Annotated in this window: 19 protein-coding genes, 1 tRNA gene and 1 pseudogene; 9 read left to right on the forward strand and 12 right to left on the reverse strand. The window is 37.3% G+C overall.

Annotation, left to right across the window (positions count from 1 at the left end):
- Nucleotides 1-70 precede the first annotated feature (70 nt).
- The 5 genes from fdxA to ND2E_RS07200 all read left to right on the forward strand — a co-directional run bounded on the left by fdxA (nt 71) and on the right by ND2E_RS07200 (nt 3,543).
- Nucleotides 71-406 carry a ferredoxin FdxA gene (gene fdxA, locus ND2E_RS07220; RefSeq protein ID WP_033094607.1) on the forward strand — a complete coding sequence of 112 codons (336 nt, stop codon included), beginning with the start codon at nt 71-73 and terminating at the stop codon, nt 404-406.
- A gap of 89 nt (nt 407-495) precedes the next feature.
- Complete coding sequence (locus ND2E_RS07215) at nt 496-1,416, forward strand: fructosamine kinase family protein (RefSeq protein ID WP_033094608.1); 921 nt, start codon at nt 496-498, stop codon at nt 1,414-1,416.
- 125 nt (nt 1,417-1,541) lie between these two features.
- A complete protein-coding gene (locus ND2E_RS07210; protein WP_033094609.1) occupies nt 1,542-1,748 on the forward strand; it encodes a CPXCG motif-containing cysteine-rich protein in 207 nt (68 codons plus the stop codon).
- A 177-nt stretch (nt 1,749-1,925) separates the two neighbouring features.
- Nucleotides 1,926-3,311 (forward strand): MATE family efflux transporter, encoded by a 1,386-nt coding sequence (locus tag ND2E_RS07205; protein WP_033094610.1) that lies wholly within the window; start codon nt 1,926-1,928, stop codon nt 3,309-3,311.
- Nucleotides 3,312-3,468: 157 nt separating this feature from the next.
- Nucleotides 3,469-3,543 (forward strand) — tRNA-Val (locus ND2E_RS07200).
- A gap of 176 nt (nt 3,544-3,719) precedes the next feature.
- On the opposite strand, the gene ND2E_RS07195 is transcribed toward ND2E_RS07200, so the two are convergent.
- The 3 genes from ND2E_RS07195 to ND2E_RS07185 are packed head-to-tail and all read right to left on the reverse strand — an operon-like array spanning nt 3,720 to nt 6,030.
- On the reverse strand, nt 3,720-4,085 hold the full coding sequence (locus ND2E_RS07195) for an SgcJ/EcaC family oxidoreductase (RefSeq protein ID WP_033094611.1): 366 nt from the start codon (nt 4,083-4,085) through the stop codon (nt 3,720-3,722).
- Nucleotides 4,086-4,108: 23 nt separating this feature from the next.
- Nucleotides 4,109-5,347 carry an ABC transporter permease gene (locus ND2E_RS07190; protein ID WP_033094612.1) on the reverse strand — a complete coding sequence of 413 codons (1,239 nt, stop codon included), beginning with the start codon at nt 5,345-5,347 and terminating at the stop codon, nt 4,109-4,111.
- Complete coding sequence (locus ND2E_RS07185) at nt 5,347-6,030, reverse strand: ABC transporter ATP-binding protein (RefSeq protein ID WP_033094613.1); 684 nt, start codon at nt 6,028-6,030, stop codon at nt 5,347-5,349. Before ND2E_RS07185 ends, ND2E_RS07190 begins: the two co-directional genes overlap by 1 nt.
- 154 nt (nt 6,031-6,184) lie before the next feature.
- Here ND2E_RS07185 and ND2E_RS07180 point away from each other — a divergent pair, with 154 nt between their 5' ends.
- A complete protein-coding gene (locus ND2E_RS07180) occupies nt 6,185-6,850 on the forward strand; it encodes a DUF3299 domain-containing protein (RefSeq protein WP_081962065.1) in 666 nt (221 codons plus the stop codon).
- A 3-nt stretch (nt 6,851-6,853) separates the two neighbouring features.
- Here ND2E_RS07180 and ND2E_RS07175 read toward each other — a convergent pair whose 3' ends face one another.
- The 4 genes from ND2E_RS07175 to zigA form a co-directional block, all read right to left on the reverse strand.
- Nucleotides 6,854-8,209 carry a dihydroorotase gene (locus tag ND2E_RS07175; RefSeq protein WP_033094614.1) on the reverse strand — a complete coding sequence of 452 codons (1,356 nt, stop codon included), beginning with the start codon at nt 8,207-8,209 and terminating at the stop codon, nt 6,854-6,856.
- A gap of 111 nt (nt 8,210-8,320) precedes the next feature.
- Nucleotides 8,321-8,875 carry a ZrgA family zinc uptake protein gene (locus tag ND2E_RS07170; protein ID WP_033094615.1) on the reverse strand — a complete coding sequence of 185 codons (555 nt, stop codon included), beginning with the start codon at nt 8,873-8,875 and terminating at the stop codon, nt 8,321-8,323.
- A 42-nt stretch (nt 8,876-8,917) separates the two neighbouring features.
- Nucleotides 8,918-9,358, reverse strand: a complete 441-nt coding sequence (hisI, locus tag ND2E_RS07165) for a phosphoribosyl-AMP cyclohydrolase (RefSeq protein ID WP_033094616.1) — start codon at nt 9,356-9,358, stop codon at nt 8,918-8,920.
- Nucleotides 9,359-9,416: 58 nt separating this feature from the next.
- Nucleotides 9,417-10,622 carry a zinc metallochaperone GTPase ZigA gene (gene zigA / locus ND2E_RS07160; RefSeq protein ID WP_033094617.1) on the reverse strand — a complete coding sequence of 402 codons (1,206 nt, stop codon included), beginning with the start codon at nt 10,620-10,622 and terminating at the stop codon, nt 9,417-9,419.
- A gap of 305 nt (nt 10,623-10,927) precedes the next feature.
- On the opposite strand from zigA, the pseudogene ND2E_RS23620 reads away from it, so the two are divergent.
- A pseudogene (locus tag ND2E_RS23620) lies at nt 10,928-11,193 on the forward strand (IS3-like element ISCps2 family transposase); the annotation flags it as partial.
- Nucleotides 11,194-11,274: 81 nt separating this feature from the next.
- On the opposite strand, the gene ND2E_RS07155 reads toward ND2E_RS23620, so the two are convergent.
- Entirely contained in the window at nt 11,275-11,976 is a 702-nt protein-coding gene (locus tag ND2E_RS07155; RefSeq protein ID WP_033094618.1) for a hypothetical protein, read from the reverse strand.
- 790 nt (nt 11,977-12,766) lie between these two features.
- Here ND2E_RS07155 and ND2E_RS07150 point away from each other — a divergent pair.
- Both ND2E_RS07150 and ttcA read left to right on the forward strand, forming a co-directional pair.
- A complete protein-coding gene (locus tag ND2E_RS07150; RefSeq protein ID WP_033094691.1) occupies nt 12,767-13,099 on the forward strand; it encodes a DUF3135 domain-containing protein in 333 nt (110 codons plus the stop codon).
- A 306-nt stretch (nt 13,100-13,405) separates the two neighbouring features.
- On the forward strand, nt 13,406-14,350 hold the full coding sequence (ttcA, locus tag ND2E_RS07145; RefSeq protein ID WP_033094620.1) for a tRNA 2-thiocytidine(32) synthetase TtcA: 945 nt from the start codon (nt 13,406-13,408) through the stop codon (nt 14,348-14,350).
- 149 nt (nt 14,351-14,499) lie between these two features.
- On the opposite strand, the gene ND2E_RS07140 is transcribed toward ttcA, so the two are convergent.
- The 4 genes from ND2E_RS07140 to ND2E_RS07125 form a co-directional block, all read right to left on the reverse strand.
- Nucleotides 14,500-15,378, reverse strand: coding sequence for a glucosaminidase domain-containing protein (locus ND2E_RS07140; RefSeq protein ID WP_033094621.1), 879 nt, complete (start codon nt 15,376-15,378; stop codon nt 14,500-14,502).
- A gap of 25 nt (nt 15,379-15,403) precedes the next feature.
- Nucleotides 15,404-16,231, reverse strand: a complete 828-nt coding sequence (locus ND2E_RS07135; protein ID WP_033094622.1) for a hypothetical protein — start codon at nt 16,229-16,231, stop codon at nt 15,404-15,406.
- Between the two features lie 129 nt (nt 16,232-16,360).
- Nucleotides 16,361-17,047 carry a LysE family translocator gene (locus tag ND2E_RS07130; RefSeq protein WP_033094623.1) on the reverse strand — a complete coding sequence of 229 codons (687 nt, stop codon included), beginning with the start codon at nt 17,045-17,047 and terminating at the stop codon, nt 16,361-16,363.
- Nucleotides 17,048-17,407: 360 nt separating this feature from the next.
- The gene (locus ND2E_RS07125) at nt 17,408-18,031 is read right to left on the reverse strand and encodes a DUF1415 domain-containing protein (RefSeq protein WP_317628128.1); all 624 of its coding nucleotides are present in this window, start codon (nt 18,029-18,031) and stop codon (nt 17,408-17,410) included.
- Nucleotides 18,032-18,039 lie beyond the last annotated feature (8 nt).

Below are 18,039 nucleotides of genomic sequence, written 5' to 3' on the forward strand. Positions count from 1 at the left end.
GAAATTGCTCTCAACAAAGGTATGATCCACACCACTATTAAGACAAATATTAACGATTTTAAATAACCTTATGGCATTTGTAGTAACCGATAACTGTATATTATGTAAATACACTGACTGTGTCGCAGTGTGCCCTGCTGATGCTTTTTATGAAGGTCCTAATTTTCTTGTGATTAGCCCTGATGATTGTATTGATTGTGACCTCTGCCCAGTAGAGTGCCCAGCTGATGCAATCTATCAAGAAGATGAAGTCCCTGCAGACCAGCAAGGGTTCATTGAGCTTAATGCTGAATTATCGAAACATTGGCCGAGAATTACTGAAGTAAAGACGCCTTTAAACCAAGCAAAAAAATGGGATGGTGTTACCAATAAAATCCAATATTTAGAGACTCAATCAGACGAGTAATTCTAAGGAAATAAATTATCAATACCAAGACTACACTCTGTGGGAAAGCAGCTATACTAAAGAAAATATAATTACTCTTGGAGATAACTATGTGGCATTGCATTGAACAGGCCATTAGCGTTGAAACCGGGAATCCATTTTATATTTCAGAAAAACAAGAAATATCAACAAGAGGTGCTGCAACCTCTTCATTCACTGGTTTATATGATAATAAAGAGCCAGCGCCCAATTTATCGTTTAAGATAAGTGATGGCTATCGTAGTTATTTTCTAAAGATCAACAATAAAGACTATTTAGAAAACTTCCAAGCTGAAGCCTATTCATTAAAACAACTTAATAGTTTAGCTCACATCGCCAGTCCAAAAGTAACGGGTATAGGTACGAGTTTAAATAAGAGTTTTTTGATACTCAATTATATTGACTTTAGTCGGGCAAAACCTGTGCTTTGGTATCAGCTGGGCCAACAGCTCGCTCAAATGCACTATGAAACTCGCCACGGTCAATTCGGTTGGCAACATGATAACTTCATCGGTAGTACCATTCAGCCGAACCACTGGAGCAGTAACTGGACAACTTTTTTTTCTGACCAACGCATTGCATGGCAATTACAATTGCTGTCTGAGCGTTCCATAATGCTGGGTAACATTGAGCATATTACCCAAGTTTGTCACGATGCATTGCTTCATCATCACGCAACACCTTGTTTAGTACACGGTGATTTGTGGCAAGGGAATACTGGTTTTTCTGGTGAACAAGCCATGATATTTGATCCTGCTTGCTATTATGGCGATCGTGAAGTAGATATTGCTATGACCGAACTTTTTGGCCACTTTCCAGATGACTTTTATCATGGCTATCAAGCAGAATACCCTTTAGATGATGGTTACGGGCAAAGAAAGTTAGTCTATAATTTTTATCACATTTTAAATCATGCGAATATTTTTGGTGGCATTTATATAGATCAAGCCAAAGCCATTTTATCGAGAATTATGTCATTGCCATTGCATTGATAGGTTGCAATATGGCGTGTCGTTAAATGAACATGAACGATAGCTACTTTTAGTTAATTAGCTAAAGATGGTTATACTAATTAGATATCACTATATGAAATCATTTACTTATTTATGGAGGCTATATGTCTAATAAACTCAGTGAAAAACGCATTACTTGCCCTCATTGTGGTCATCACTTGCACGCCACCGTAGATGCTTCTGCTGGTGATCAAGATTATTACGATGAATGCCCTGCTTGCTGCATGGAGATCCATTACAACTTACATGTTGATGAATATAGAAAAAAAATTCAATTAACCGTAGACAGTGATGATGAACAAGTCTTCTAATCTCACATAAGGCGCTCTATTTGCAGCTAAATAAATCGTACTAGTAAAAAGTCAAATTACTTTACTTCCTAAGACATCTTTTGCCTTGTCTGCTTGGGCTATCTCATCTATGATGCTTGAAAATTAGCAATACAAATTTTCGTTTTTTCTCCTTAATTTCTTAAAGTAACCGACGACATGAACTTAGCCGACTTCTTCACCCATAGTAAAAGCTTGTTAAAACTCACTTACCCTATTTTAATCGCACAATTAATTCAAAACTTAATGGGATTTGTCGATATTGTTATGGCTGGCCGAGTCAGTGCAACTGATTTGGCCGCAGTTGCTGTGGCAAATAGTATTTGGCTCCCCTTAATATTAACTATTTATGGTTTGATAATGGCACTTTCTGCTATTGTTTCTCAGCTTGCTGGTGCCAAAAAATATGCCGATATAGTCGAGCAGACGTATCAAACAGCATGGATTTCTTTAGTGTTAGGTCTATCATTGATAGCTCTTTACTACTTTCTTACTCCCATAATCTCCCCACTGATCACTTTAGAAGGCAATCTTGAAGCATTGATGTTTGATTATCTAGGCTTTATTGTTTGGGGTGCACCTGGGTATTGTTTATACCTTGTGCTAAGAAATTATTCTGAAGGACTTTCCTATACTAAACCAACGATGCTTATCAGCATCATTGGTTTGCTGGTCAACATCCCCGCTAACTACATTTTTATTTATGGGAAATTTGGCATGCCTGCTTTAGGAGGAGCTGGTTGTGGATTAGCGACCGCTTTAGTTTATTGGTCAATGTTTGTCAGTATGCTGATTTACTGCTATTACTCAAAGGTACTAAAACAAGCAAATTTATTTAGTGCTTTTTATTGGCCGGTAATTGTCGAAATAAAAGCCATACTCGGTTTAGGTATTCCGATTGCGTTGTCACTGCTTTTTGAGGTAAGCCTGTTTGCCATTGTTGCTATCATATTGGTTCCCTTTGGTGCACAGGTAGTCGCAAGCCATCAAGTCGCCTTAAACTTTACGGGGTTGGTGTTCATGGTCCCCTTGAGTATTGCAATGGCTACGACCATCAAGGTCGGCTTTGCTGTTGGTAACAAAAATTTCAAACAAGCTAGAGACTATACCTTGTACTCTATAATTCTAGGCCTATCCCTCGCGTGTATTACTGCATTGATAACTGTAATTTTCAGAACTCAAATTGCAGGGATATACAGTACAGAAGCTCCCGTGATTGAACTGGCAGCGAGTTTGATGCTATTAGCCACTATCTATCAATTTTCAGATACTATTCAAGTCGTTTCTGCCGGTGCTTTACGTGGTTACAAGGACACTAAATCTATATTATATATAACCTTTATTTCATACTGGCTGGTAGGCTTATCTGTGGGTTTAGTCTTAGGCATCACAAATTGGGTAGTTCCCAAAATGGGGCCATATGGTTTTTGGATTGGTTTTATCGTTGGCTTAACCACAGCAGCAATTTTACTCGCTTGGCGCTTAAAGGTAATCCAGCAACGTATTAGAAGTGACAGCCTAATTCAAGAAAAAGTGTCCATTTGATGGAAATTTTATCTGGAAAAAGAAGTGACTAGCACGACTTTTGGTCACTTTGTTGAATTAACCAGCAAACAAACTTATTTTCAAATGAATTGTACAAAACTACTTGCAAGGTGGTTAACCAAAAGCTAACATAGCGCTCGTTGAGTTATCAACATCTGCGCGGTTAGCTCAGTGGTAGAGTCCTCGCCTGACTTGCGAGTTGTCAAGTGTTCGAATCACTTACCGCGCACCATATAATACAAAAAAACCGCTTTATAAGCGGTTTTTTTGTATCTAAAATTCAATATGTTAATTATCAACTTGCTGCTCTCCAATAGTAAAATATCTAATAAGCAATCGCTGTAAATTTAAAAACTGGGTAGCAAGACAATATGAACCTAGACACCATAATCAGAAGTAAGTTCTTCATTATTCTGGCATGCGAGATGAGTGATGTTCGATAATTTTCCAGTTATCATCTTGTAATTGGTAAACAAAACTAAAACGCGCTGCTACACATGATCCGTCATTAAACTTTATTTCATAAATGCCTGAGTTCATCGCAATATCATTAAATACTCGAATGTTTTGTTCTAGCAGTTTACCGCTAGGTTTGTTAGCGAGAAATTGAACAAAGTAATCTTCAATTTCATTATGGTTATGTCGAACCATATTAGAGATCGTCGGTAGTAAAACAGCATCGGTTGCATATAATGCAGTGACTTCTTTTGGCACATTGGTTTTTAATTTTTCAAACCATTGAATAAGTAGAGCGGTTACTTCTTGTTTTGTCATAGTGGAATACCGATTAATCGTTGTTATTGTTTTTTAGCAGCCTCTTTAAAGGCCATAACTGAAGGCGGGACAGCCGCGAGCAATGTTAAAAGGAATATTAAACCTATAGCCTTTAAGTTATTGATAGAAACAACGTTTAGACCAATTGACAGACCGTATTGGTTTAATAAAAATTCTTTTGAATAAGTGAAGCTAAACATAAGTAGAACTATAGCAAATATCGTACTTATTGAGATGATCAATAATGCTTCAACTTCTATCAACCAGTAAATAAAGAAAGGTGATGCGCCAATCATCCGCAGTAGTTTTATTTCTTGTCTGCGTTCACGAATCGACACAAGCAACATAGCACTTAAACCAAGCAAAGTAGAGACAATGACTAAAGCGGATACAACACGTAACGTATTTTCAGCAATTGAAACGGTTTTCCAAAGCTGAGAAAGCGCTACACCTGGTAAAATTGCCATCAATGGCTCGCCGTTTGAAGTATTTATTTTACGCTGCAATTGAAATGCTCTGACTCTAGATTTTAAGCCAATCATAACTGCTGTTATTGATTTTGGGTCTAACTCGTCATCGTGACTCAGTTTGGACTCATGATTATGAATAAACTGCTTACGTTTAGACGCTGACAAATGGACAACTTCAAGCCCTTGAAGACTAACATGAATAGTTTGATCAACTGGTGTGCCTGTTGCCTCTAGTATGCCTATAACCCGAAAAGGTGTATCGTCATGGTTTGTAAAACTTGTACTACCAATACCGTGTGACAGCGTTAGTGCTTTACCAAGCTGATAATTTAATGTTTTTGCGACTTCGGAGCCGATAACGACGTCAAATGTTGAGTTTAATTTGCGCCCTTCACTGAATATTAAGGACTGTTTTGCCCCATAACTAAAATGTTCAAAATAATCAGATATTGTGCCTAAGACACGGTAACCTTGGTGAGAGTCGCCAAGAGAGATAGGAATAGCCCAACTCACAGCAGAATCTTCCGACAAGTCAACATAGGACTGCCAACTCATATTGTTCGTCGCTTTACCCATTCTAAACACTGAATATAGCAAAAGGTTTAGCTCACCACTGCGAGCCCCGACAATTAAATCAACACCTGAAACACTGCTCGCAAAGTTCGTTTTCGCTTGTGCTCTCATGTGTTCAACACTAAACATAACCAACATACTGATACTTAGTGCTAGCGTTGTTAATATTACCGACCCTTTACGATGTATAAGACTTTGTGCAGCAAGCTTCAAGAACATTATTGAGTGGATTCCAAGAGATTGATTTCTGATAGGGCAAGATTTGTAGCAAAATGTTGGCGCAAACTCATATCATGACTAACAAATAATAATGTGGCTCCCTGTTGTTGGCAGAGCGCGTTAAGTAGTGAAATAAAGCTATCTCTTGATGCTTGGTCTAATGAAGAACTAGGTTCATCAGCAATAATGAGTTGCGGTTGATTTATCAAGGCTCTAGCAATACCCACACGTTGCCGTTGGCCGACACTAAGTTGATGGACTGGTCGATGCCAGTCTTGTTGGTCGAGCTTCAGCGTTGTTAATAGTTCTTGCAAATGCTTGAGTGAATTCGAAGGCTTATCCGCTGGCGAAAAGTGCATTGCCAATTTGATGTTATCAATGGTATTTAAGTAATCAATAAGATTAAATTTTTGAAAAATATAACCAATATTTTTCGCGCGGTATTTATCACGCTGATGACTCGTCATTTTGCTTATTGGTTCACCTAATACCTTGATTGTACCACAATTCACGGGTTGTAAACCGCAAATAAGATTAAGTAATGTTGACTTTCCACTACCTGAGGGGCCATGAATAAATATCTGTTCCCCTTGCGCTACTTGCCAGTGAGGAATATTTAAAATTGTTCTAGTAGAGGCCTTTGAGTAAGAAAACTCAACCTTGTTCATTTCAATTGCGTTCATTGTTATAAGCTTTTACGAAGTCGGGTAGTTGCCAAAGTTCATTATGTGATACTATAACACTAATAGTGTTACTATAAAATATATCAGGTGGTAAGAACTGTGAGTTTTAACAAGTAATCACACTGATAATTTTTTTAATTTTGGGTGGGGTTGAATGAAGTTTTCAACAATATGGTTTTGTTTTTTTGTCATATTAGGTTGTAAAGAAGCGCAACCGATAAAAGGTGTAAGTACAGAGCGACAAGTTGTTATTTCCGTGCAATTAGCACAGCCTTTGTTACCTGCTCCGAGTACTAAAGCAATATTAGATCAATATGAAACAATTGAGTGGATTGCGCTAATACCCGAAGCAGACTTAGATGCCTTACTAAACCCGCCTGATTACATAGTGAATGTTGCTGATGGTTCGATGGAAGATGAAATAAATAGCTCTATTCAAAGTTCGATGAACCCTATTCAGGAGAGTGATGGGGTTTACGAACAAGCGTTGAATTCTACCAATATCATCGATGCTATGGATGGTCGAAAGATTCGTATTCCTGGCTTTGTTGTGCCAGTTGGATTTACTGATGAGCAGCGTATTACTAGCTTTTTTCTTGTTCCTTATTTTGGTGCGTGTTTGCATATGCCACCACCGCCACCTAATCAAATTATTTATATAAAAACAGACCAAGGTTTTGATTTAGAGAGTATATATGAGCCGGTATGGGTTTCAGGTATGTTATCCGCGGAAAAGTTTGAGGATCCAATGGCTACCTCAGCATATAGCATGGATATGGTGAATATAAAACTATACTACGAGGACAAATATCAAGAGTAATATCTACCAGTAATAATGATTGGCATTGTGATTAAATACTAATCGTTGGGATGCATTCATTGGAGCACAAATATTACAACCATCATACACCTGATGGCCATTCACCCATGTTGATAATATTTTTGCTGAAAAGGTATGATTATCAAACGGTGTCCAACGGCAATGGTATCGACTATTTTCATGGGTATGTAACGTCGCAGCATTGGGATCAACTAAGACTAGATCAGCAAAATACCCCTCCCTTAAAAAACCTCGCTCGCATATTTTGTAACGAATCGCTGGATTATGGGCAACTTTTTGCACCACTTGATTGATCGTTAAGTTCCCCTTAGACACTTGATCAAGCAATGAAAGTAAAGCTGCTTCGACTAACGGTAATCCAGCTGGAGCCTTATCATAGTCTACTTGCTTTTCTTGCCATGTATGTGGCGCGTGATCGGTGGCAATAATATCTATTTGCCCAGTTTGTAGCCCGTAAAGTATTGCATCTCGATCTTTGCGTGTTTTAATCGCAGGGTTACACTTAATCAGGTTACCTTTTGTTTGGTAATCGTCATTGGTATACCAAAGGTGGTGAACGCAAGCTTCACTCGTAATATTTTTACCCACAATTGAACCCTTTTCAAATAATGACAGCTCTTTTGCAGTTGTGATATGGAGTACATGTAATTGAGCGTTGAACTTTTTTGCTAAATTAACCGCATAAGAAGACGAAGCAAAACAAGCCTTATCACTACGAATCCAAGGGTGATCATGTATATCAACAGTGCCTTTTTCAAGCAACAAACATTTATGGTTTTGTGCAATAATAGGGCTGCTTTCACAATGGGTTACTATAAGCGTTGGGCTTTGCTCAAAAATATTATCTAATGCTTGCGGATGCTCTACGAGTAAATCGCCAGTTGATGCGCCCATAAAAACTTTGACACCGCAGTGTTTAGTCGGATCTAACTTTTTGATCTCATCAAGGTTTACTTCAGTAGCCCCTAAATAAAAAGAATAATTAGCCAGTGATGTGCGCTGAGCGATAGCAAACTTCGCTTCAAGTGCTTCTAAATTGGTGGTAGCAGGGTTCACATTGGGCATCTCCATATAACTAGTTATTCCACCTGCCACCGCTGCGCGTGATTCTGTCTCGATTGTTCCTTTGTGGGTGAGACCTGGTTCTCTAAAGTGTACTTGGTCATCAATCATACCCGGTAATAGCAAACAACCCGACGCGTCGATGATCTCTTCATTATTTACAGCTGCTAACTCACTCGCTATTTGGTCAATTCTGCCGTTTTTTATACGAAGATCTGCTATAAACTGCTGATCTTCATTAACAAGTGTAGCGTTTTTTATTAGAGTATTTTTCATAAATGTTCGGTACTTTTCTTGAGGGTCATTAATTTTCAGCGAATGTTATTGGTCATTTTTGTTTGACATATGCATTCTAACTTTAAGGGTAATGCATGCTAGGTACGTTCGTTACTGCCAAAACAGAGTATTTTTTTTACGGGTTAGATTAGTCGCGCCTTGCTTGTTATTATTCAGCCATGACGCTTCAATTTTTTCGATAGTAGGAAAGTGCTCAAATAGCACTATTCTTATTGAAGTAGCCTCAGCTAGTTGTTGGCAATCTAACTGATATTCAGCTGAAATTTCAGCATGTGCTTGATGTTTAGACTCAATCCTTGTTGGCAACAAAGCATCTATATCAAGTGTTTTATCACTGAGATTACAGCTTGAAGGTGCTAGAGTGATCACATTACTCACCTCATTCAAGATACTTTGCAGGCGCTTAACGCTAGCAATTTCTTGCTTTGTTTCAGCCTTATGTTCAAAGCCTACAAAGCTGTTAGCAGGTGCTAATAAATTGATCAATAGAGAGTCATTTTCTATCGCGATAGTAAGCTGAACAAGACCATGGACATGGGCATGATGTTCGTGTGCTGAGTGTTCATCGTTAGCGCTTGCTACGTGAGCCATAAGTAAGCAAGCCAGTGTTGAAAAAGCAAAAAGCATCATCATAGGTGACAGCATTCGCTCCAATAAAGACGGGGCTTTGTCGCAATCAATTTGAATTTAATCATCTGCGATCTCCATGTTTTGAGGTGGCGTATGTAATTGCACGGTATGGCAGTCGCTATCAACCTGTAAGTAAAAACAATTCGATCGGCCAGTATGACAAGCGGCTCCACTTTGAGTAACTAGACATAAAATCGTATCTCCGTCGCAATCAAAACGCATGGTAACGAGCTGTTGTGTATGACCACTGGTTTCACCCTTTACCCAAAAGTCATTGCGACTACGCGACCAATAGGTCATACGTCCTGTAGTTATGGTTTTATCAAGCGCCGCTCGATTCATCCAGGCATGCATCAAGACATCTTTAGTTATCTGACATTGAGCTATCACTGGAATTAAGCCTTGGTCATTAAATGCTAGGTGTTCGATGCAGTCTGGTAATGCAACAAAATCGTCTTCGATTAGTGTTTCTAATGAAAGGTAAAAGTCATTTAACATAACGATACTACACTCCCTAAGCGTTTATTATATAAGCATTGTTTTATGAACATCATACTTATTGCCAAGCTGGAAATGGGTCTTGTAAAGTTAGCCAGTAATCTTGACCACGTAACACTTCCTCTTCGCTTAACAAACAATTATCTAGTGCCTTGGTTATGCTCGTTTTGTCTAACCCTTGACCAATAAACACCAGCTCTTGGCGCATGTCACCAAAGGGTTCAAGCCAATCTTTTTCTATAGAAGCAAGGTATTCTTTATCAGTAGGCCAATCTTTTTTAGGGATGGCTTTCCAAAACATCCCCCCAAAACCATAACGGGCAATGCCGCCCGCCTGACTCCACTGACCAGCCAATTGAGGGCGAGATGCTAACCAAAAGTATCCCTTTGAACGTAGCAGCTTACCGTAATTATCTAAGCTATGTAGTAATTGATGGAATTTATCAGGATGAAATGGAAGACGTGCTTTATAGCTGAAGCTACTAATGCCATATTCTTCTGTCTCAGGCACATGATCACCACGCATTTCTTGCAACCAACCCGGTGCTTGTTGCGCGCGATCAAAGTCAAATAAGCCAGTATTAAGCACTTCATTAATATTCACTTGACCATGGGAAATAGGCACTATTTTCGCGTGGATATTAAGTGTTTTAATAATTGCTGTTAATTGCTCTATTTCTGCCGAACTGATTAAATCCGTTTTACTGATCAGAATCACATCAGCAAACTCCACTTGGTCAACCAATAAATCGGCGACGCTACGCTCATCTTCTTCACCTAATGATTCACCTGTCTCTTGTAGATACTTTGCCTCTTCATAATCTGTTAAAAAATTAACGGCATCAACGACAGTCACCATGGTATCAAGGTCCGCAACATCAGATAGTGAAACACCCTCTTCATCGGCAAATGTAAACGTTTCTGCGACAGGTAGTGGTTCAGAAATTCCTGTTGATTCAATTACTAGGTAATCAAAACGTCCTTCCTGTGCTAGCTTAGTCACTTCTTCCAGTAAATCTTCACGAAGCGTACAACAAATACAGCCGTTGCTCATTTCTACCAGTTTTTCTTCACTGCGATTTAAAGAAACATCATTCTGAACAATCGCCGAATCTATATTAATTTCACTCATATCGTTGACGATAACAGCAACTTTCTTTCCATCACGATTATTCAATATATGGCTTAGTACAGTTGTTTTACCCGCACCCAAAAATCCAGAAAGTACAGTGACTGGCAGTTTGTTAATTTTTTTACTTTGCATTTACTTTGTTCCAGGACGTCAATTAAACTGTTATGTTATAACATAACAGTTTAAATGTGAATTTAGTATTAGTTTTTAAAAGCTAGTTTTTCAACAAAAGAAGTTTTATGGCAAACTTAACCTAAATGTCAGGTTACTTTCATCAAGTTAACTTATCGAGTTACACAAACATTAAATAATCCTTGCCAGCAATCTCGTCTTACCCTGTTTTCGTGAACAAATTCCACTGGTTATAGATATTCAACAGGAGGTGTTTCTGACAAAAGGTAAAAATTATCAATGTCAACCTGCTGAGCTCAAACGAATGGTATGATGAATTTAGCTTAAGGTGACTTAACTTTTACAGGCAGTAAGCAGGCTCTAAATACTGAGTTTCTCAAGTTATAAACGAGTTTATGAAAGTAAAAAAGGAACGGATGTTTTTACTAAGTGTCGTGGTATTCTTCGATTGGAATCCGATTAAAGTTTAGTTGTATTAAGCGACACCCTGGCGGATACCCCGTAAACATGATGTACAATACTCAAGACTTCAAATATTTCACGCTGTGACTATTATTCTTGGCTTAGCAGACAAACATTATGCTAACTGAGAAATATCAGCATAAAGCCTCTATAGGTTGTAAAACATTAATTTGTTCTTTGCAATTTTGCATCAGTACAATTTATAAACACGTCGGTATCCATCAATTAGATAAATTTTATTAAAATTATGTTCTAATTTTAATAAGTCATAGGCTCCCCGGTATGAATCCACATCAGCCATGCAATAGGTATTAAAGAGCGCGAGCCAATATTCATCAGCATCGCTATTAATATTTGTATTAGCATTGCATTTTTGATTCTTAATGATAATCCTGTTTTCTAACAAAAATTGGGTATTTTCCTGAATGTTTGTCGAAGCAAATTGAGTGGCTATTAATTGAACTACTTTTTGCTTTGGTGGGTGTTGACACTTATATAAATTAATCGATACCACATAACCTAAAATGTCTATCACTGCCTTATGCGTTTTAGTCGCAATCATATTCAGAATTATCCGGGTAAGCTCTTTTTTAAATTCATTAATCCTCTTAATTGGGCTCGGAATAACCAGATGAATCCATCGGTTTTTAGGGATCAGGCTACCTATTTCTTCATTTAATTGTTCAACGACATTAGAAATTGGCACATCGTCTGCCAACCTTGAACGCCGTTTGCCATTTTCATTAATATGCTCAACCAGTTTGGTAACTTCTACAGCAATTCTGCGATTATTTAGTAGTAAATAACCGTCTGGCGGGTCTTCTCCATCGATGTATTTACCACCGAATTTAGATGCTAGGGTCGCAAGAACATATTCTTCATCTGGTCTCATGATGTATCCTAAAAGCATATCCGTACATGATGAAAACAATACGGCAAGGGATATATTAACTGTTAACGAGTCTTTGATTCTAATGTATGAATGGTAGATTTAACCATTCATAATGGCATGTTTTCGTGCTCAAATAATATCGATAACGGGGCTAATACCTCACGTATTCATATACAAAACTAATCAATTCATATTGTTAGTATAGGATATTGGGCCATTTTTTTCGTGCAGCAGTTTTTGCTTAGTTGAACATAGTGAACAATGCTGCTTCGCGTAGACTTGCGCCCTACTCTTATTCGCTATTGTGGGGGGTATTATTTATTTACTGTGTAACTCACTGACAGAAAGCCTGTAAGTGATTTAGCCTGCCATTTATTTTCGATTTGTTTACCTTATCAATTGTTAGAAAGCCTTTTGAATAAGTAACCTGAACTCGGCTTAACAAATGTTGATCTAGCAGCTATTTTTCCTAACTTCTGCGTTAAATTGACTTGCAATAGAACAGCTATTGACGCGAAATTTTCCTTAATTACGAAAAACTATCAAGCCAGAAACTTATAAAAGTAATTTATGCCTATATTTCAATTGGTTAAACATCTCTTAAACTGAGTTCAGTTTAAGTAATGTATTTTAAATACCTGCAACCAAATACGGCGCAGAATTTTCCATATCTGAGAGAAAACAATAATTGAACTATACTTAATACAAGGAAGCACAATTAATTATTGTCAGTACTATAAGGATGAAAAACAAAGTAGTCACTTTGATGCAATCTTATGAGGTATTCACTATGAATCATGATCTCCTTCCAGACTATGATACGCTTAGGGATTTAGCTGAAAACTCACCCGATAAACTTGAATCCATTCTGCGAAAAAATATCGAAGCAATCATAGAAAAAACATCTGGAAATCATCGGCGACGTTTGCAAGGATTACAATTTCAAATAGATGCACAAAGGCAGCTGGCCAAAAACCCTGTCGATTCCTGCATTCGAATATCACGAATGATGCATGAGTCTTTTCTTGAATTAAATAGAGCGTTAACAAATTTCAATAACAGCCAGCCAATATGCGATAAGAAAAAGGATTCTTATATCATCTACTTAACGGATAGAAAGTAACATCTGCTCCTTAGATTATGTGTTCACATATTCCAGGAGCTTTTGTCATTCTGGCCGTGCTTAAAGGAGGGTTTTTCATTATTTGCAGCATTATCAATCAGCTTGTTCAATCTCAGAGCCCACTAAAATCGATGTAAACCGTGAGATTTATATGAAAAAAGTTAAGTCATTACTGAGTTTTGAGGTTGAAGATAATGAAATTATTAAATATTTAAACTATCTAAAAATGATCATTTCACTAGTACAATTGATATTATCAAACTGCTATAATTCTCGCCGTTAATTCCCTTCAATAAAGTAAAGAACATGACAGAAGCACAGCTAACCTTAGCCACAACAAAACTATCGCCAACTCAAAAAACACAGTTTGTAAAATTAGAAAAGAAACTCCGACGTAATGTTGGTCAAGCCATTGCGCAATATAATATGATTGAAGATGGCGACAAAGTGATGGTGTGCTTATCTGGTGGCAAAGACAGTTATGCCATGCTTAGTATTCTTATGCGATTAAAAGAATCTGCTCCGATTCATTTTGACATCATTGCTGTTAATTTAGATCAAAAGCAACCTGGCTTTCCTGAGCATATTTTACCTGAATACCTCGAAAAACTTGGTATCGAATATCATATTATTGAAGAAAATACCTATGGTATTGTTAAAGACAAAGTACCTGAAGGTAAAACAACGTGTAGTTTGTGCTCTAGATTACGTCGGGCTGTTTTATACAAAGCAGCTAAAAATATTGGTGCGACTAAAATAGCACTTGGTCATCATCGTGATGACATGATTGAAACACTTATGCTGAATATGTTTTATGGCGGTAAAATGAAGGCAATGCCAGCAAAGCTTGTCTCAGATAATGGTGAGCACGTGGTTATTCGTCCATTAGCTTTTTGTAAAGAAAGCGAACTTATTCAGTACAGTGAATTTAAACAGTTCCCTATTATTCCATGTAACTTGTGTGGCTCTCAGCCAAACATGCAAAGACAAAATATCAAACGTATGTTAAATGACTGGCATACTCAATTCCCTGGCAGAATTGAATCTATGTTCACCGCGATGCAAAATGTTGTTCCTTCTCATTTGTGTGACAGCGAGTTATTTGATTTTAAGAGTATTAACAGTACATCTGGTATTATTAATGGAGGTGATACAGCCTTCGATGAAGCCGTGATTGAAACACCTGACAACTTATCTCGTAAAGTTCACCTTAATACTGATCAGCAGCTCAATGTAGTTGAAGTAAAGTAATTGCTAGCTATTTGATCAACTGTTTAAAAAGAAACACGACAACTAAAACGGCCAATGTTTATTACATTGGCCGTTTTTGATTTAATCATTTTTTATGATTATTTACCCCAGCAAAATCAAAGTACTAAATACTGAGAAATTATAATTAATTACTCCGCTGAAGCTGTCTGTTCACTACTTGGTTTAATGAAGTAACGTTGATTATGTCTTAACATATCGGTTAAATCTAACACGTACTGTGCGCCGCGTTCAGAATATGGTAATAGACCCGTTGCTAGGATTTCGGCATCAAGTGGCTGGTCTTGTGCTCTTAACTCTGCACGAATCGTTCTAAATACATGATAAGCATTATGCTTATTTATGTTATTAAAATAGCCAGAAACGGCAGCTTCAACACTTTGAAATGCTGCGACTTCATGCTTAGCGCCCGTATTTCTTCCTCCTGGCACCATGCCACAGCCCGTTCGATAACACCAAATACCAAAAAAGTTCAAACCGATGCGGGCAAAACGTGATGTTCCCCACGCCGATTCATTGGCAGCTTGTACTAATACTAATGACGTTGGGATAACGTCAACTCGTACCAACAAATCATTGATTTGTTGTAAGGTTGAAGCTTCCTTATTAATTCGATAAGCCTTAATTAGCCCTTGCAGTGAATTTTCTTCATCTGCGGTAAGTCCTAAACCAAGAGAGATCTGCTCATGCCAAAACTCAAGTTTCGATCTATCCTCGGCCAATTCATTATTTTTAGCTTCAATGGCTGGGCGAATAAAAGCAAAGAATCGGCGTTTTTTAGTTGGAATATCATAAATAGCACCAAAATCAGGTAAATCTACCTGATGCAAAGGCTTCTCTTTTACCTTCACTTTTTCAACAACTTGAGCCACAGCCTTATCAGCTTTAGGTTTAGCTGCCACCTCTACTACAGCAACTAAAGGTTTAGGTACTAAAAAAGTAAAAGGTGCAACTATTGCTATAAGTAACGCAAGACATAAAATAGAGCGAATGAATAACTTTGTTTTCATAAAAGTTCCTTATTTATGATGAAAATTAAGCTGAAAAAGTATCATCTGAACCATTCTGATCAGAGTCGGTATTAGCAGCATGACTTAAACCATTTTCAACATTTTTTTGTTCCATAAAAACACCAAATATCTCACGATACAAGACGCCTTTAATATTGTAATACCAAGGCGCTAAATAAGATAAACCAAATAAAAATAACATAACAGCAAGCGGTGCAAAACTCGACTCAATTAATAATGCAATAGGAAAAGTCAAAGCAATTAGGGTGAGAAATAGAACTAAATAAATAGCCAATAACGAAACTATCTTAAAGCGTAAAGCTTTAACAGATAAAACAATAGCTTGCACTGGAGTAAGTCTTTTTTCTACCACTAAAGGAATAGTTAATGATAGAAGAACGGCTAAAAATATACCCGGTATTATGTAGAATTGAAAACCAATACCAATCAATAGAGACGTTAAGAGTGCGCACAAAGCAACCCAGCTGCCACGATGTAAAAACGAAAAAATCATTTTACTTCGCGTTGGTTTTTTAACTGCGTGGAACACTCCCATCATTTCAATGCCAGCCATAAAAGGCCAAACGGCAATAGTTACGATAACATTAATCAATTGCAGTAACTCTGGGTCATTGATAACTAGTTCAATACCACCAAAAAAACTGCTGGAAATAAAGGAGACGACCATGCCAAACACTGACACTAAAATCAGCGCTATGTTAATAGACATTCTTGACTGCAATGTTTGCTGCCATGCCTCGGTCAAAATAGCCTTAACATCAATTGAGTATTCACCTTTTACAGCACGCTCAACACTACCACCAATGGATACAATTATATTTTCTTCTGGCAAAGCTAACCCTTTTTAATTCATTAAAACTGCATTTGTAACCTATTATACTGGAAATGAAAACAGATTGCTCTCTGCTCAATTTAACAACAATTTGACAAGGATTACTCAAAGTGAATAAAAAAAATATACTTAAGTAAGATCACTTAATACGAGTTGGATCGCCAAAAATAATAAAATCACGCCCATAAGTCGGTCAAGAATATAACCTTTACGTTGTAATAGGTACCGTACTTTATCTTGCGTTAGCATATAGGACAGGAAGCAAAACCATGCTGCAGTGGCTGCAACTAAATAAACACCATAAGCAATTTTAATACTCATTAGTGTTTCTGGGGCAATAACGACTGAAAATAAACTCACAAAAAACAGCGTTGCTTTAACATTTAAGGCATTAATTAAAAAACCATTTAAAAAAGCTTTTTTAACCGACTGATTATCGGCGGATGCAGCTAACTTGCTCAGTTCATTTTGGGATAATGACTTATCATCAGACTGTTGGTAATCGGAGAGTGGTGATTCCTTTTCAGGATTTTTAGCACGCAGACAGTGCCAAGCTATGTAACAAAAGTAACTTGCCGCGATATATTTTAATGCGGTAAATAAACGCTCATCACTGGCAATTAAAAGACCAATACCAACCAAAGAATAAGTAACGTGCACGATAATACCCGCAGCAATACCAAAGCTAGTATAAATAGCGATGCGACGGTTGTATCGTATACTTTGTTTTAAAATAAGGGCAAAGTCGGGACCGGGACTTGCTACAGCCAAAAAGTGGACCATAGCGATAAGTAAGAATTGTTCTAAAACTTGCATATTTAAGTAAGCGTTTTTATGAAAATTACATTATTTTACCTTAGAATTTTAATTTCGCGACATTAGGTTACAAAAATTATATGTTAACGGTGTAAGCAATTAACTACTTATTGTTATTCTCTCGATAGATTGTTGTACTAAGATAACGCGGTAAAACGCCCAGAGCTCTTCAAAACAATTAAAACGATATTCTTTGCCGTGGTAACTGGTTTTCATACACTGACCTATGCATGTTAAATAACGAACAAACAGTGTATAAGTTTCAACCAACCAATGCCGTTAACCAAACGTAATTTAGCGTGTTGATTGGTTATCTCTTTATATTGTCAAAATTTTCTAAGTTTATTTTGCAAATCTCTGCTATTTTTGTGGATGAGCTTGATGAATTCGTTTTAACACGTTTTGAAAGTAGTTACTGCCCTTTTGCTTTGCTAACGCCATATTTTGTTCTGGTATTTTTTCAGGTTCCTTATAAATAGCTAAGACTTTTGCCATACTTTCTTCCCGTATAATATGCAGCATTGGATAAGGTGATCGGTTAGTAAAATTAGTGGCATCATCAAAATCTTCACCAGAGAAACAATATTCTGGATGCATGCTTGCAAGTTGAAATACGCCTTCAAATCCAGATTCGATCAGTAAATCATTGGCATAATCAACTAAATCAAGGTAGCGATCAAAGTTGCGAAATCCTTCTGCAAAAATAACTAAGGTTGTTTCGATCTCATCATGTTCTTGTAAATAATGGCATTGTTCTATCAAAGTATGCAAAGCAGGTTTGATTTGCTCAGTCTCAGACCTTTGATAACGAATGGTATTATTAACAAATTCTTTCTTCGCAAACGGACAAAAATTGAGCCCGATTATGATTTCATCTAACCATTGTTTTGTTGCCTCAACTTCAACGGATGATTGTTGGTTTTGTAGTTGTTCTGTTTCTTTATTCATAACTTTATACTCTAACACTACTTTTATTGTATTCATTCATGACT

Origin of the sequence: Colwellia psychrerythraea, from assembly GCF_000764225.1 — a bacterium.
Classification (GTDB): Bacteria; Pseudomonadota; Gammaproteobacteria; order Enterobacterales; family Alteromonadaceae; genus Colwellia; species Colwellia psychrerythraea_D.